The sequence below is a fragment of the Pseudomonas sp. B424 genome, from assembly GCF_055408345.1.
Genome location: NZ_JBUZTL010000001.1, coordinates 185,591 through 201,833 on the forward strand (window position 1 = coordinate 185,591; position 16,243 = coordinate 201,833).

At 59.4% G+C, this 16,243-nt stretch carries 10 protein-coding genes; 3 read left to right on the forward strand and 7 right to left on the reverse strand.

Annotated features, from left to right (window positions below):
- The first annotated feature begins 24 nt into the window (after positions 1 to 24).
- Positions 25 to 1,209 carry an acyltransferase family protein gene (locus ACZRMS_RS00730; RefSeq protein ID WP_463993936.1) on the forward strand — a complete coding sequence of 395 codons (1,185 nt, stop codon included), beginning with the start codon at positions 25 to 27 and terminating at the stop codon, positions 1,207 to 1,209.
- Here ACZRMS_RS00730 and ACZRMS_RS00735 read toward each other — a convergent pair.
- The 7 genes from ACZRMS_RS00735 to ACZRMS_RS00765 form a co-directional block, all read right to left on the reverse strand.
- The gene (locus tag ACZRMS_RS00735; protein ID WP_463993686.1) at positions 1,206 to 2,090 is read right to left on the reverse strand and encodes a glycosyltransferase; all 885 of its coding nucleotides are present in this window, start codon (positions 2,088 to 2,090) and stop codon (positions 1,206 to 1,208) included. The two genes, ACZRMS_RS00730 and ACZRMS_RS00735, sit on opposite strands and share 4 nt — an antisense overlap.
- A complete protein-coding gene (locus ACZRMS_RS00740) occupies positions 2,087 to 3,238 on the reverse strand; it encodes a glycosyltransferase family 4 protein (protein WP_463993687.1) in 1,152 nt (383 codons plus the stop codon). Before ACZRMS_RS00740 ends, ACZRMS_RS00735 begins: the two co-directional genes overlap by 4 nt.
- The gene (locus ACZRMS_RS00745; RefSeq protein ID WP_463993688.1) at positions 3,235 to 4,119 is read right to left on the reverse strand and encodes a DUF6625 family protein; all 885 of its coding nucleotides are present in this window, start codon (positions 4,117 to 4,119) and stop codon (positions 3,235 to 3,237) included. The genes ACZRMS_RS00740 and ACZRMS_RS00745 overlap by 4 nt, the downstream gene beginning before the upstream one ends.
- Before the next feature lie 57 nt (positions 4,120 to 4,176).
- On the reverse strand, positions 4,177 to 5,595 hold the full coding sequence (locus tag ACZRMS_RS00750) for a PIG-L deacetylase family protein (protein WP_463993689.1): 1,419 nt from the start codon (positions 5,593 to 5,595) through the stop codon (positions 4,177 to 4,179).
- A gap of 73 nt (positions 5,596 to 5,668) precedes the next feature.
- Complete coding sequence (locus tag ACZRMS_RS00755; protein ID WP_463993690.1) at positions 5,669 to 6,565, reverse strand: antimicrobial resistance protein Mig-14; 897 nt, start codon at positions 6,563 to 6,565, stop codon at positions 5,669 to 5,671.
- Complete coding sequence (locus tag ACZRMS_RS00760; RefSeq protein ID WP_463993691.1) at positions 6,565 to 7,695, reverse strand: glycosyltransferase; 1,131 nt, start codon at positions 7,693 to 7,695, stop codon at positions 6,565 to 6,567. Before ACZRMS_RS00760 ends, ACZRMS_RS00755 begins: the two co-directional genes overlap by 1 nt.
- Entirely contained in the window at positions 7,679 to 9,436 is a 1,758-nt protein-coding gene (locus tag ACZRMS_RS00765) for a carbamoyltransferase family protein (protein WP_463993692.1), read from the reverse strand. Before ACZRMS_RS00765 ends, ACZRMS_RS00760 begins: the two co-directional genes overlap by 17 nt.
- A 251-nt stretch (positions 9,437 to 9,687) precedes the next feature.
- On the opposite strand from ACZRMS_RS00765, the gene ACZRMS_RS00770 reads away from it, so the two are divergent.
- Together ACZRMS_RS00770 and ACZRMS_RS00775 are read left to right on the forward strand one after the other, a co-directional pair.
- Complete coding sequence (locus ACZRMS_RS00770) at positions 9,688 to 13,974, forward strand: dermonecrotic toxin domain-containing protein (protein ID WP_463993693.1); 4,287 nt, start codon at positions 9,688 to 9,690, stop codon at positions 13,972 to 13,974.
- Between the two features lie 166 nt (positions 13,975 to 14,140).
- The gene (locus ACZRMS_RS00775; RefSeq protein ID WP_463993694.1) at positions 14,141 to 16,237 is read left to right on the forward strand and encodes a TonB-dependent receptor family protein; all 2,097 of its coding nucleotides are present in this window, start codon (positions 14,141 to 14,143) and stop codon (positions 16,235 to 16,237) included.
- Positions 16,238 to 16,243: the final 6 nt, after the last annotated feature.

Below are 16,243 nucleotides of genomic sequence, written 5' to 3' on the forward strand. Positions count from 1 at the left end.
AGCAACAACGTCCTTTGGGCCGTGATGGCTTATGTCTTGGCAATCATCACCTCAGCGTTGTTGCTCCGCTTCTCCCCCACGATACAGCGCACGCTCAAGCACCCGGGCCAGAGCCGATACGCCAGCGTTGACGGCTTGCGCGGGTATCTGGCATTCGGGGTGTTTGTTCACCACATGGCCATTACCTGGGCCTTTCTCCATACCGGGGTATTCAACGTACCCGAGAGCAAGTTCTACGCTCAGATCGGTCTGGCCAGCGTGGCCCTGTTCTTTATGATCACCGGGTTTCTGTTTTGGGGGCGCCTGCTCAAACAAGGGCGCCAGTTCGACTGGCAGGCCTTCGCCGTGTCTCGCGTGTTCCGGCTCTATCCGCTGTATCTGCCGCTGATGCTGCTGGTGATTGTCAGCGTGTTCTATATCCAGGGCTGGACGCTCAAGGACACCCCGCTGGAAGTTGCCTCACAGATACTGGCCTGGCTGCTGTTCGAACGCCCTGACATCAACCAGTACCCGCAAACCGGCGGGCTGATCGCCAATGTCACCTGGACACTGGGCTACGAAGTGTTCTTCTACATGGCGTTGCCGCTGTTCGCTATGGTGTTTCTGTACCGAAACAACTGGCGGCAAGTCGCTCTATGCCTGCTGGGCATCTATACGCTGTATCAGTTGGTGGGCTGGGAGCACTCACTGAAAAAGCACATCCTGCTGAGCTTTCTCGGCGGCGTGGCGGCGGCATACTGGGTTCGCAAGCCTGCGTTGGTGGCCTGGGGCCAAACGCGCCTGGCGGGGATCATTGCGCTGGTTGTTCTGGCACTGGTACTGACGTTGTTTCGCAAGAGCTTTGCAGTCGTGCCACTGACTTTACTGACCCTGGTGTTCTCGATTGTGGCCTCGGGTCACACGCTGTTTGGCGCATTGACGCTGCGCAGCATTCGCTGGATGGGCGAAATCAGCTACAGCACCTACCTGCTGCACGGCTTCCTGATCTGGCTGATGATGCAGCGCTTGCCACTGGTGTTGTCGTTCGACGCCAGGGAGCCGCTGGTGTTTGCGCTGCTGGCAGCCCTCAGCAGTTGCCTGTTGATTGCTATCAGCAGCCTGACCTTCATGTACATCGAGAAGCCCGGCATTGAGGCCGGCAAGCGGGCCGTACACTGGTTACGCCAGCGCACACCCGGGAAATCCCGGGCGAGCGATGAAGCGGGCTAGTCTTTTTCCAGCGGTGAAAAATACAACCGCCCCAGGCCACGCCATGTTTTACCCGTCCACCGCTTGAACGGAATCTGCGCCAACAGCTCGCGAGCCAGTGCGCGGTTGCGATTGGCGGTTTTCAGGAACATGGAATTGAGAAACTTGTAGCGCACCTCGTCATACAAGGGGTGATCGCTGAACTGTGCATAAATGCGCAGAATGCTGTCGATCATGAACCGGTGATTTTTGTACGAGTTGGTGGCGTGCTTGCGATAGCGCGCCATCACCACGCTCAGGCCGTCGATAAAGTACCCGGCATGGGTAATCTTCAGCTCGATATACAAGTCCTCCAGACGAATGCTCGGATCAAAGCCCCCGACCTTGTCCAGCGCTTCACGGCGAATCATCAGGGTGGGCGCAGGCGGATACGGCTTGCGTTCGAGGAACATGTCATCGAAGTCCAGACGCCGAAACGGCACATCACGACGCTGACGCTTCTCCGGGAACAGGTTGCCTTCGGCATCGATCAACTCGATGTTACCCGCGCAAATACCCACCTCGGGCTTGCCGTCCATGTAGGCCACCTGCACCGCAATGCGATCCGGCATCATGATGTCATCGGAGCCGAACGGCACAATCAGGCTGCCCTTGGCACGCGCAATCGCACCATTGAGCGTGTTGGTCAGGCCCTGGTTCTGTTGCACCCGGAAGTCAAAACCATGCACTGCCTGCAGGCGCTGGATACGCTCAACGCTGTCATCGGGCGAGCCATCGTCGATCACCAGCAATTCAATATTGGGATAAGTCTGGTCCAGAACACTCTGAATGCTCTGCTCGATATAAGGCCCATGGTTGTAGGAGGCGATGATTACCGTCACCAGCGGTTGTGAATCTGTCATGGGTGTTCCTTACGTGCCTGACTCAAACCAGAGTCGATCAAATCCAGATACTCCTGACGGAACACCTCAATATCGTGCTGCTCCTGCAGGTAGCGATATGCCTGCTCGCCCTTGGCCTGGAGCGCTTCATCCGACAAGGCCAGGTATTCGTCCAGCGCGGCGGTCAGCGTTGCCACGTCGCTGGGTTTAACGGCCAGGCCACCGGCGCCTTCAATCAGCGGCAGCATGGCCGGCACATTGGTGGCGATCACCGGCAAGTGCCCGCTCATGCCTTCAAGCAAGGCCAGCCCCAGGCCTTCGGCCAGCGAAGGCATGGTCCAGATGTCGAAGGCACGCACGTACTGCAGGGCGTTCTCCTGAAAGCCCAGCAGGTGCGCACGGCCATCAAGGCCCAACTGCCCGATCTGCTCGCGCAAGCGCGACTCTTCACGCCCGGCACCAATAATTGCCAGCTGGGCATTGGGGTATTTATCTTTCAGGGCGGCGAAGGCCTGGAGCAAAAAACGATGGCCCTTGATCGGTACCAAACGCCCCAGCGCACCAATCATCCGCGCATCCTGATCCAGGCCGAGCTTTTCACGGGCCTGCTGACGGGGCAGCTGCAAGGCTTCGGCTTGCTCGATGTCGATGGCATTGGTAATGGCGTAGGTATTTTGGTCGGTGAAGCCGCACTGGCAGTCGAGCAAGTACTGTTTGACCGCAGGGGACACCCCGACAAAGCGCCAGGCCTTGTCGATCAGGCGCTTGGCCTGGCTGCGCCGATAAAAGCGGTCGTACTCGCCAAAGCCGTGGGAGATCCCCACACACAGCGGGATTTTCAGCCAGCGATTGAGCTGCAGCATCATGTTCACCGGTTTGAAGCGGTTGCAAATCACCACATCGAACTGCTCTTTACGGCAGAACTTGTACAACGCCCACATGGCACGCAGGCGCATGCCTTTGAGCGACTTGTCACTGAATTCGAAATACACCGAATGATCGGCCTTGCTCACCGGCTCGCCCGGGCCTGGCCGCCCCCGCAAGAAGGCCGCCGTAACCTCGTAACGCTCACTGGGCAGCGCCCGCACAATCTGCTCGGCCAGGTCGGCAAAGTCATGGGATTTGACGTTGTAATCAGGCTGCAGTTGCAGAACTTTAGAACGCTTCATAGCTCTCCCCGGTGAAATCCGGTGGCATCAATAACCCAGGCTGGTTCACCAGCCAAGCGTTGGACGGCGACAGGGTCGGGCGTCGGCAAGACTGACCATTCATTACGCTTCCAGCACACAAAATGAAAATAGGGGAAGGTGTGATCGCCATCGCGATCGTTCTTCAACGTCCCCTGATTCCAGAACCACTGGTGGGGGAAATTTTCGCTGCCATCGCGCCACTTGATGCGACCACCCGGCGTACTGAACGCCTCGGTGAAATCACTGGTGCGACGCAACGGGTTGAGCTTGCCTACCCACTTGAACAGCGGCTCGGGAAAGTTCTTGCGCCACAAGAAAATCCGGCTGAAAGCCCCTTCATCCAGGGCATGATGCTGCTCGTCGGTAAAGCGCTGTTGCCAGTTTTCGATCTTCATCAACAGCTCACGCTTGCAGCGCGTATTGCGCATCAGGCACAGGTGCCCCGCTACACGCCGTTCATGGGTCGAAAACAAGTCAAAGCGCGCCAGACGCTCAGCCGTGAAATAGCTGCGCAGGTCGCCGTACACCAGGTCAATGTCACCGAACGCCCAGAAGTCATAGCCTTGCAGGCTGTCTTCATGGATATAGCCCAGGGCGGGCTTGATATCGCACAGCTTGTAGGCCCCTTTAGGCGCGAAGTCGATGTTCAGGCGCCCGGAAACCTTGCTGCAGTAATCCTCGAAGCTGATGGTTTGAACAGTCACGTTGGCCGGCAGGTTTTCAGGAACCCCACAATCACTGAACAGCAGCCAGTCGATATCTGGATTGTGCCGGCAACTTTCCAGGAAAAACGGCATCCAGAACGGCCATTTTCCGAAATAGGGAATGATGAAAATAATGCGTGGTGTCGGTTTTATCACGTGAAACTCAATGTAATGGTCGAGAAGCTGGGCAACTCTATGCCCCCGATTGTTATGTTATTGGATGATCCAGAACAGCTCATGGCGCCGAACGGCTTTGCGGAAAAATTCATTTTCGCCATACGGAGATGGCATTCTGCCAGCAACGAGTCGCTGTATCGACCTGCGAAGCCTGCGCTTGAGCGCCGCACGTGGTTGCAAGTCGTGCATCATGCCCAGCGCCATCGCCTTGTCACGCTGCTGCTCAAGGCTTAGCGCCAGGCTGCACGGGCGCAGGCTGAGCGAGGCATCGAACACCGGCGGGAGGGCAATACCGTCACCGCTGCTGCCCATCGGCCAGCGGTCGTTGTCATGCAGGTGGTTGGCGTAACCGAGGATGGTCTTCGGTTGCCATTCCAGCCCTTGCAGGGCCTCAATCACCGCCGCGTGGGCACAGATGTGGTCCGGGTGCGGGTCGATTGAGGGGTGCGGGAGCACAATGACTTCGGGACGGGCGCGCAGGATCAGCGCCCGTAAATCGGCCAGCAGGTTATGCCAGGTCGGAGCGCCGTCCAGGTCACCGGGCAGCGGAAACGGGTTGAACTGACGAAACACACGGGTATCGCTCAGGTCAGCCTCCCGCGAAGCCATCGGCTGATCGGGGGCTGCCTGCATGGCGGGCAATTGCAGGCAGAAGTACCCGAGTTGTGCGCAATGGGCTTCAGGCACGCCGGCCCAACGCGGCACGACCATGCTGTCCCATGCGCGCAAGCGGCCTTTGAGGCGGGCGGCTTCAGCGCGCTCCAGCCCCATTTGCTGATAATGCTCAGCTTCGATTTCGCCAGCGGTCAGGGTCACAATCCAGGCTTCACGGGCCTGGCTGTACAACCCGAAAGCGGCCAGTTCGGCATCATCGGCGTGAGGGGCAATCACCATCACCCGCTGATCGCGGTAGTCGGGCTGGCGGAATACCCAAAGCTCGGGCTGCCCCGTGACGCGGCAAAAACGCCCGCCAATACGCAGCTCTCCACTGACCAGGGCCGAACCCCAGTCGCTCAAATTCAGATAGCGCAGGCCATTGACCCCACGTTCGAAGGTCTGCCGATCCGCCGACTCGCCGCCCGACAGCTGCACGTACGGGTCAAGAAAACGGCCCAGCCAGCCACTTTTGACCTTGATCGCCAGGATGAGGGTTTCATCGCCAGCCAGGCTCAGCGGCTGATCCGGCACCAGCTTTGCGCTCTCAAGACGCACTGCCGGGCGCTGGCTGTCTGGCGGAAAGCTGTACTGGTAATCGTCTTTGGGCGAGTAGAAGAGATGGTCGGCAAACCAGGCCTCATGGGCCACCCAGCCCAGCACCGCCAACAACAGCGGCAGCCACCAGACCAGCAGCACACCGCTGGCAACCAACACCAGCAGGCCAACCAGCAGGCCAATGCGCTTGTTGCGCCGGTGGCGCTTGAGAAGTTGTTGCTTGCGGCTGATGGGCTGGCTCATGGTTTTACTCTTGGGTTTAGTCTCCCTGCGGGAGCTGGCTTGCCAGCGCCCACAAGCCGGGCGCTGCCTCGACTCACACCCTGAAGACCGGCACCGGGTTGCACCAACGCTCTTTGTACTCGCGGTCGGCGCGGCCGAACGAGAAACGCAGGGGCTTGTTGACGCTGCGAGCCTGTTCCCAGGCCGATTGGGTATTGAGAAAGCTCAACACGCTGCCAGGGCTGAAAGCACGGGTTTCGGGGTCGACGCCGCCATTGACGTACTCAACGCTGATCCATTGCGGCGATTCAACCCGATACACCAGCTGAATCGCAATAGGCGCGTCGTTGAGGAAAATGACCGAACCGATCAGCAATTCGCGCAATAACTCAATCACTTCGGGCATCCGCTCGGCCCCGGTGGCCACAAACCCCCAGCGCCGCAGAAACAAATCGCAATAGATTGCCGACAGTTCGACGCTGGAAAACTCCGAAACCGGGCGCACAACGCCGCCCGCCTCTTCCAGCAAACGCAATTCACGGCGCTGGTTATAGCGGAACTTTTTCGACAGTTCTTCCGGCGTGCGGGCCATGGCCAACTGCTCGGCCTGTGGCTTGAGGGTACTGAAGCGCCCTTCATTCAGCGCCGACAGGTAGCGCCCGCGATGACGCAAAGGGGCTTGGGCGTCGTCGGCCGCAGGCAGAATCAACTCGGCATTGCCCAGGTCGAACAGGCCCTTTTTGCCATGCCGCTTGAGCACGTCCTTGGACAGCGCCAGGTCGCGGCCCCAGGTCGGGATCGCCGCCTTCAGCTCCCCGTCCTGCTCCCAGGCCAGATAGCGCACCGGGATACCCGCCAACTGCGCCAGGCGTTCAACCACCAGCGGATGGGTCGCGACGCTGCCGCCAAAACGCTGCCAGGCATCGGCATAAGTGCCTGCATCGACAACGCTCCAGCCACGCTCGCGCCAGCCTTGGAATCGATTGAGCATCAGGCCCCCGAAGTCAGGTCGGTGACTTGCGGCAACTGCCAGAACGTATCGCGCACTGCCTGATCACTGAACCGCTCATACAAACGCGCTTGCATCTGCTCGGCGCAGGCCAGGCGCTGCTCATCACTGAGCACCGCCAAATGTTGCAGGCCCTGGGCCAAACTTTCGGCATCGCCCAGCGGGAACAGGATCCCTACGCCCTCAACCACTTCCTTGGCGCCGCCACACGCGGTGGCCAGCACCGGAACGCCTGCGGCCATGGCTTCCAGGAGCACCATGCCGAAGGGTTCGTGATCGGAGCTGAGGGCAAACACGTCAAAGGCACGGAAGTAACGGCGCGCATCGGGCACCTGGCCCAAAAACAGCACGTGCTCGCTAATCCCGAGTTCCAGCGCCAGCTCTTTAAGGTTTTGCTCCAGGCGGCCCTTGCCCATGATTGCCAACTGACTGTCAGCAGGCAGATGGGGGAGTGCCCGGGCAAAGCCCTGAATCAGCGTGGCCTGGTCTTTGTCCGGGTGCAGGCGCCCGACGTTGCCGACAATAAACCCGTCGATCGACAGCCCCAGCGCTTCACGCGCCTGGGTGCCGGGCAATTGGCTGGCTTGGACGGCCTCGATATCGATGCGGTTGTAGAGCGTGCTGATCCGACCGGCCGGCCACTTGGGCAGGCACTGGCGCATGTCATCACGCACCGCATCGGAAACACCGAGCAGGCTCAGGCGTTTGCGAAACAGGTTGGCGAACAGTTTGCGGCTGCGGCGCTGATAGTCGCCAAAGGCGTGATGCACGCCGATCACCGGCAAACCGGTGGCCAACAAGGCGATATAAATCGGCTTGAAGCGATGGGCGATGCAAAAACTGAAATTGCGCGAAGCCGCGATTTTACGCAGCCTGGCGATGGCACCCAGCTTGAGGCCACGAATGGCCTTGGAGCTGAACTCCATGAACAGCACTTCATCGGACGCGCAACCCGCAGCCACCTCGGGGTCGGCCGCCCCGGTCAAAAAGACCGTGGTGACCTTGTACCCGGTGCCGGCAAACAGGCTGGCGTACTGGCGCGCGCAGTCCAGAAACGGCCCGTCATAGCCGTGACAGAACTGCAGTACATGACGCTCAGTCGAGCGATTCATAAGTCTCGGCGCCGTCTTTAACTACCAAAATATCTTCCATGATCAGGTACTGCAGATCGGAACCAAAGAACATGTTCAACGCGTCGGTCGGCGAGCACACCATCGGTTCGCCACGACGGTTGAGCGAGGTGTTCAGCGACACACCGTTGCCGGTCAGCACTTCGAGCGCTTTCATCATGTCGTAGTAACGCGGGTTGTATTCGCGCTTGAGCACCTGGGCGCGGGAGGTGCCATCTTCATGGACAACCTCTGGCACGCGGGATTTCCACTCGTCCGACACTTCAAAGGTGAAGGTCATGAACGGTGCAGGGTGATCGACCTTGATCATCTGCGGCCCCACGGTGTCGAGCATCGACGGGCAGAAAGGCCTCCAGCGCTCACGGAACTTGATTTGTTCGTTGATACGGTCAGCCACGCCTTCGCTGCTCGGGCAACCGATGATCGAACGACCGCCCAATGCACGCGGACCGAACTCCATACGGCCCTGGAACCAGGCCACCGGATTGCCGTCGACCATGATCTTGGCGATCTTCTGCGGGGTGCCCTCGATCTTGCGATACGCAGGCTTGCCCGGGTGACGGGCACAGGCCGCGATCACATCTTCGTTGCTGTACGCAGGGCCGAGGTAGACGTGTTCCATCTTCTCGACCGGCACGCCGCGAGCGTGGGACACATAGGCCGCCGCACCCACTGCGGTCCCGGCATCGCCGGATGCAGGTTGAACGAACAGCTCTTTGACTTCAGGACGGGCAATGATCTTTTGGTTCAGCTTCACGTTCAACGCGCAGCCGCCCGCAAAGGCCATCTTGCCGGTCTCTTTAAGAATGTCGCCCAGGTAGTAATCGATCATTTGCAGCGACAGTTTTTCAAACAGCGCTTGCATGCTGGCCGCGTAGTGGATGTACGGCTCGTCGGCGATATCGCCTTCGCGCTTTGGCCCCAGCCACTCGATCAGTTTTGGCGAGAAGTAGAAACCCTTGCCGTTCTCTTTGTAACGGCGCAGGCCGATGACGTTGGCGTATTCGGTGTTGATCACCAACTCGCCATTTTCAAACGAGGCCAGACGCGAGAAATCGTATTTGCTGGCGTCGCCATACGGCGCCATGCCCATCACCTTGAACTCGCCGTCCAGCATCTCGAAGCCGAGGAACTCGGTAATCGCGCCGTACAGACCGCCCAGGGAGTCAGGATCGAAGAATTCCTTGATCTTGGTGATCTTGCCGTTTTCGCCATAACCGAAGAAGGTCGTGGCGTACTCACCCTTGCCATCAATACCCAGGATCGCGGTTTTTTCCTTGAAGCCCGAGCAGTGGTAAGCACTGGAAGCGTGAGCCAGGTGGTGCTCAACCGGTTCGATCTTGATTTTCTTAGGATCAAAACCCAGCTGCTCAAGGCAGAACACAATCTTGTTGCGATAGCGCTTGTAGCGACGGTTGCCCATCAGGATCGCGTCAAGGGCGCGGTCCGGGGCGTACCAGTAGCGCTTGGCATAGTGCCAGCGCGCCTTGCCGAACAAGCTGATCGGCGCGAACGGGATCGCCACTACGTCAACGTCGGAAGGTTTGATACCCGCTTGCTCAAGGCAGAATTTCGCGGACTCGTAGGGCATGCGGTTCTTTGCATGCTTATCGCGTACGAAGCGCTCTTCTTCAGCCGCCGCTACCAGCTTGCCGTCGATATAGAGGGCTGCGGAGGGATCATGGCTAAGGGCGCCGGACAGGCCAAGAATCGTCAATGCCACAGGTTGTGCCTCTTTAAAATGCAGGCAGGCGGCGGGCGCCTGAAAAAATGGTGTGTTCCGCGCAGCGCGAGAAACAACTAAAGGGCGGGATTATAGCGCAAAGGCACCGCAAATGACCCAGCGCGATTTGCCACGCCTCGCACCCGAGTCCGGCAGCAACCAATTCTAGATATATGTAAGCCCAGCCCCTGATCGTTTGGGGGTCTCCTGTGATGACACCGACGTACGCGTCAACTCACAGGACCTACAACATGCCTGCTCCCCTCGAAAACCTGACAAACGCTGAGCACGAACTGCTTGTGCTCTTTAATGCCTTGCCCAACCTCGACCTGTCACTGGATCACCGCTTGCGGGTATTTTTCCCGCGACTGCCCGCAGACACCTGCACTGACTTTCTCTTTCTCAATGCACAAGCAGCACCGCAACCCGGGCAGGCCCCGACCATCGTCAGCCAGTCCGTGACCTCTCTCATCGACCAGTGCTATCAGACCGGAAAGGTTCCAACCTTCGTTCAAGGCTCGACCCGGATTTACATATACGCCTACACCCTGGACGACCAGGACCTGGCCACCGACATTACCGCTCCAGAGCTTGAAAAGTACCTTGAGTTTGTAGTCCGCTCCCCGGAGCTGTGTGTGAGGGATGCCTTGAGCTCCTTTTGGCAAACACCCCATGAGGACCTCAACGCGCAGACGCCAAAAGACTGGCTGGCACAATTTGCCCAAAAACTGATCCGGGCCGAGGCCACGGTACGCCACGCAGACACCACCTTCAGCCCCGACGCGTTGAGCGCCATCAATCAGGTACTACCTGATACCAACTCACCATCCGCCCAACAGGGCCCCAGCCCCTACGGTTTTTATACGCTGGCATTCACCGGCGCTGTCACGCAAAGCGCCAGCACCCTTCACGGTGCATTCGTGATTACCAGCAAAAACCTCCCCTTGAGCCCTGCCGCCCCCGGGGACAACCGTGTTGCTCAAGACGCCACCCCGCGCCCCGTAGTGCTTTACCTGCCCAACAGCGGCCTGCAAGAGTTCGATTCAATCGCGGCGCTCACCCGGGAACTCAGCGCCCGGCTCAAGGACCCTTACCAGCGCGAGGCACTGCTCGATTGCGTACTGGAAGAACAGCGCGTACCGGCCATGGCCCATGAAAGCGTGAGCTACTACCCGGTCGCGGACAATGACGTACCCACGTTCTACTGCAATCAATTGATCCATAAACAAGAGCACGACATGCGCCATGCCTGGTCAGTGGCACGCACCCTTAAACAAGACACGTCACTCGATCAATTATCCGAATGTGTCGACCAGTCCCTGAGTTCCAGCCTGCCCCTCAATCCAGCGAGTATTGTGCGCAACCGTTATACCCGGCTGGTGGAAAGCCAATTGCCCGACTGGCTGAAAAAAGCCCCTGAGGCAGACAAAAGCCAATGGCGGCTCGCGGTTGAGCGCTTGAACCACCAACGGCTGGCCGCACAGACCGACGACACCCGCCCCCTCGGTGAAATCGGGCACAAACACACACTGCTGGGCTACGCCCGCCTTGAGCTGCGCCAACAGATCAAAAAAGACCACGGCATAGACGCAGACCCCGACACTATTTTTATCTCGACCACAGAAGCCCAGCGTACCGGGCCATTGATAAACCCGAGCGGCGGCTCCGGGTTTGCTGCCGGGGTGAGCCTGGACAGGACAGGGCCCGCGATCAGTTACCACACCACACGGCGCAGCCTGAGCGAGCTGGCGTTGTCCAACGTCGGCATCTGGGATGTGACCTTCGCCCTGACAGCACAGGTCAAGGATGGCGCGGGCAACCGGCATCCGGTGCTGACCGGCAGCTACCTGAAAACCCTGGTACGCCAACTGGACATTGGCGAGAACTACAAAAAAAAGCTCAACGACCTGCTGATCAACTCCAGACAGGCCCAGTGGCGCAAGGAGCGCTATGTCACCTTCAAGCAGGCACAGCTGAACCTGGACCTGCTTGAAGCCAGACTGTCGGGCACCCTGAACGCCAATCAGGCGGCGTGGGTCAGGGCCGCGCTGGACCATCCCCTGGAGAACAGCCGCCCGCGCGTCAACGGCGCGCAGATCAAAGCCCACCTGCTGATGTTGCGCTACAAACCACTGCCAGGGGTGCTGGTCTTCAGCTCCACCGGCTCGCAACAGCTGCTGTGCTACACCCCCGACGCTCCTGAAAACCGCTGGTTCTTGATCGCCAACTCGCGCAATGAACTGGGCCAGATGCTGTCACACACGCAATGGCGCAGCTATGTGCTGCGCCGCGTAACGGCAGCCCAGCAGGCCTATATCAAACCGTTGCTGGAACAAGGCCTGACCGACACCCACCTGCAACTCCAGGCCATAAGCCATAACCTGTTCGAAACGTCTTACGACACCGAAGCCTTGCACGCCATCCACGATGCCGACGAACAAACGACCTCGACCTGGGAAAGCAACGTCAACACCGCAACAGATGCAGCGCTGACGGCAATCGATATCATCTCGTTCGCGCTGCCGACCAAGGTGTTGTTGCCCATCGTACTGGCACGGTTTATCCACCAGATCCTCAAAGGCCTCGACGCCCTGCAGCGGGACGAAAAGAACGAAGCGCTGCTGCATTTCATGGAGTCCATCACCCACCTTACCGACGGAGCCTCGGACTTCACCGGGTCTGCTCTATTCGGCAAATCGATCCGCCAACGCATCAAGCAGCCTTCTCCGTCGTTAAGCCCCGGGGCCGCCAGCACTGCCCCAGGTACCGGACTAAGGCTGCGTACGGGGGATAAATACGGTGCCGGGGTCTATGAAGCGTCCGCCAGCAACGGCCAGGCCGTCCACTACACCAAAGACCCCCACGGCAACTTCTACCTTAGCCAGTACGACAATCTGGATGAACTCTGGCGCGCTGTGGATGCACGCAAACCTGACGCGCCGTACAGCATTCCCCTGCGCCAACTCTCGGCCGGGCTTTGGGATGCCGACCTGACCACGCCGTTGCTCAAACATAAACCCGGGATTGAACGGGTAATAGAAAGCGCCCGGATCAGTGGCGTCGACCTCAGCCGCCACACCCCTGACGAGCAGGGCATCTACCGGCTGAACAACATGCGTTACATCCTGCAAAGTGGCGTCGTATTCGAGGTCTACAGCGGCTGGCTGGGACGCAACTGGTACTTGCAACTGCCACGCGGCTCACACAGTGGCGCCAGCGCTGGCTACAAGGTGCGACGCACTGCCGGGCACTGGGAAATCAAGCACAAGCTGGCGGACAACAGCAAGCGCTGGGAACCGCTGGTCCGTGATCACACGGGGCTGGCCGTCGACCTGCCTGCGGTCAAATACAGCGACTACGACATGCCCGGCGAATACCAGGCAACACTTGGCGAGATCATCGACAACTACCGCTCAGCCCTGGATGGCGACTATGAGTTCATGGATATTGCCTCCAAACACAGCGCGGCTCATCGGGCGTTCAAAAACCTGAGGATCAAACTGCTGGCGGATGCAAAATCCTGGTACCTGACCAAACCTGCAAGACCACGGGTCACTCGCCCGCTACTGCCGAGCAATGTCACACCGCCAGATCTGATCAAACATCTATTCGAACATTCGGATGGCATCGTCTGGGGGGAAACCCATGCCCACCAGTCGGGTAAAAAAATCCTGATTGAAAACATGGCCCAACTGTCTGCAAGCGATGTAAAAACACTCTACCTGGAGCATTTGCAAAGCGACTTGCACCAGAGCCTTCTGGATGACTATTTCCAGACCGGAAAAATGCCCTTGAAGCTGGACAGGTTTTTACAGGCCCAGGATCTGGGCCATCGCATCGCCCCCTCCAGCCCCTACACATTCAGCCAACTGGTACGCGAGGCCAGACGGCACGGCATCCGGGTTGTCGCCATTGATTGCTCGGCCAGTTACTTCCCGAAAGGCACACCGAGTGAAACGCCCTGGATGACCCGCTATGAAACATTCAGCTACTTTGCCTCGCGCACAATTGGCGCCCATCAGGCACGCACCGGAGGGCACAAATGGATTGCCCTCACGGGGAACTCCCATGCCAACACCTTTGAAGGTATCCCCGGGCTGGCCGAACTGCTGGGCACAGTGGGTGTACGTATATCGGATACAGCCCCTGGCACCAGCCTTGGCTTGCGCATGGACATTGGTGAAGTCGTCACGCCGCTCATGGCGTACGAGAACTACCGGTTCTTGAAAAATGACTACTGGTTGCAGATCGACATTCCAGGTACGAAACCCAAACTGCCGGCGCTCTACCTGGGGCAAACCAATACCCGGCTCAAGGATCCGGGCTATTTCCGGTTTGAAAGCGCTTCCTCCAAAGGCGCGGAGTTGATTCACCGTTCCGGCAACCACGAAATCATTAGCACCCCCTTGCAGACCGACCCCGGCGGCCAACTGTTTATCGAGCGTGAAAGCTGGCCAACCATCCATAACAAACGTTATGACACGCTGAAAGACCTGATCCAGGACTTGCAGGACATGAACATGACGCAAGTGCAGTAACCCGGCACCTCAGGCTCAAGATCCCCGGGTACAAGGACGGCTCCGGCACGTCCTTGTACTTGTTTTACTGGTCATCCCGCCATCAGCCGCTAAACTGCGCGCCCTCTGCTAGCCTGATACCCGTCGCCCAAGACGGGTCGCGTCACATGGAATCCCACGACCGCTCATGAAATTTTTTGTACCCGCTCACGTTGCCCTGCTGCTGCCTTGCCTGGCTCTGACCCACAACAGCCACGCAGACACCGCCCCACTGCTGCTCGACCCCAGCGTCATCACCGGCTCGCGCAGCGCCAGCCCGAGTTTTGACCTGCCGTACTCGGTAGACAGCATCAGCCGCGAGCAAATCAGCGACGGTCAATTGGGCATCAATGCCTCCGAGGTGTTGTCCCGCGTGCCGGGGCTGGTGGTGCAAAACCGTCAGAACTACGCCCAGGACCTTCAAATCTCGTCCCGCGGTTTTGGTGCCCGCTCGGCCTTTGGCGTACGCGGCATCAAACTGATTGCGGACGGTATCCCGGCCAGCACCCCGGACGGCCAGGGCCAGGCCGCGACCTTCAACCTCGATACTGCCGAGCGCATCGAAGTGCTGCGCGGCCCGGCGGCCACCCTGTACGGCAGTAACGCCGGTGGCGTGATTCAAATGTTCTCCCGCGACGGCGAAGGCCCGCCGCGTATTGGCGCCGAAACCCTGTTCGGCAGCGACGGTCTGAACAAAAACCACATCACCGCCGAAGGCGCCACTGAGGATGTGGGCTTTGTGCTCGACGCTTCGCGCATGGACACCGACGGCTACCGCGACCACAGTGCCGCGCGCCGCGACCAGACCTTCGCCAAGCTCAACCTGCACCCGGACGACGACAGCAAACTGGCGCTGATCTACAGCAGCCTTGAGCAGAACGGTACGCAAGACCCGCTGGGCCAAAGCTGGGACGCCTACAAGGCTGACCCGCGCTCGGTGACGCCAAACGCCCTGACCTACAACACGCGCAAAAGCATCGACCATCAACAACTGGGCATGAACTACGAACGCTACATCGGCGACGCGACCCTGCAGGTCAATGCCTATACCGGAACGCGGAGCGTGATTCAGTACCTGGCGATCCCGAAGGGAACCCCCGGCAATGAACAAGGCGGCGGCGTGGTTCAGTTCGACCGCAAGTTCTACGGCGGCAGCCTGCGCTGGCTGCAACCGGTGTATGGCGTACCGGGCGACCTGACCTTGATCGGCGGTCTTGATTTCGACCAAAGCCAGGACAGCCGCCACGGCTACAACAACTACATCGGCGATCAGCTGGGCGTCAAAGGCGCACTGGTGCGGGACGAAGTCGACACCGCCCGCAGCCTCGACCCGTACGTGCAGGCCAACTGGGCGCTGGACAACTGGACGGTGCAGGCCGGCTTGCGCTACAGCACCATGGAAATGGACGTCAATGATCAGTTCTTGAGCAACGGCGACGACAGCGGCACCAAACGCTACGAAAAAGCCACGCCGTCGATGAGCGTGATGTACGCCTTCACTCCCGAGCTGCATGGTTATGTGAGCGCGGGCAAAGGGTTCGAGACGCCGACTCAGGCCGAGCTGGCGTACTCGCCCAGCGGCCAGGGTTTTAACTTCGGCCTCAAGCCTTCAGAAAGCACGCAGTACGAAATGGGCCTGAAAGCCCAGCTCAACAACACACGGATCAATGCGGCGGTGTTCCAGATCACCACTGAGGATGAGCTGGTGGTTTTGGACAACAAATTTGGGCGCACCACCTACCAAAACGCTGGCCGCACCCTGCGTCGTGGCTTCGAGCTGGGCATCGAAAGCCAGCTTAGCGAGCACTGGACCACCACTCTGGCCTACACCCGCCTGCAAGCGACCTACGACAGCGACTTTGTCAGCGGCAGCGGGACTTCAAGAAAAGAAGTCGACAAAGGCAACTACCTGCCTGGCGTGCCGCAGACCACGTTGTTTGCTGAAGTGAACTGGAAGCCGACCGACTGGGTCAGTACGGCGGTAGAAGGCATGTACCGCAGCAAGGTCTATGTCGAAGACACCAACACCGCCAAGGCGGCCCCGGCGTACAGCGTGTTCAACTGGCGGGCGAAGTTTGAGCAGAAGGTCGAGCACTGGACCTTCCACCAGACGTTGCGCCTGGACAACTTGCTGGACCGTCAGTACGTGGGTTCGGTGATTGTGGCGGACGGCAATAGCCGCTTCTACGAAGCCGCGCCGGGGCGTTCGTGGTATGCCGGGGCCGGGGCGCAGTACAGCTTCTGACCGCAC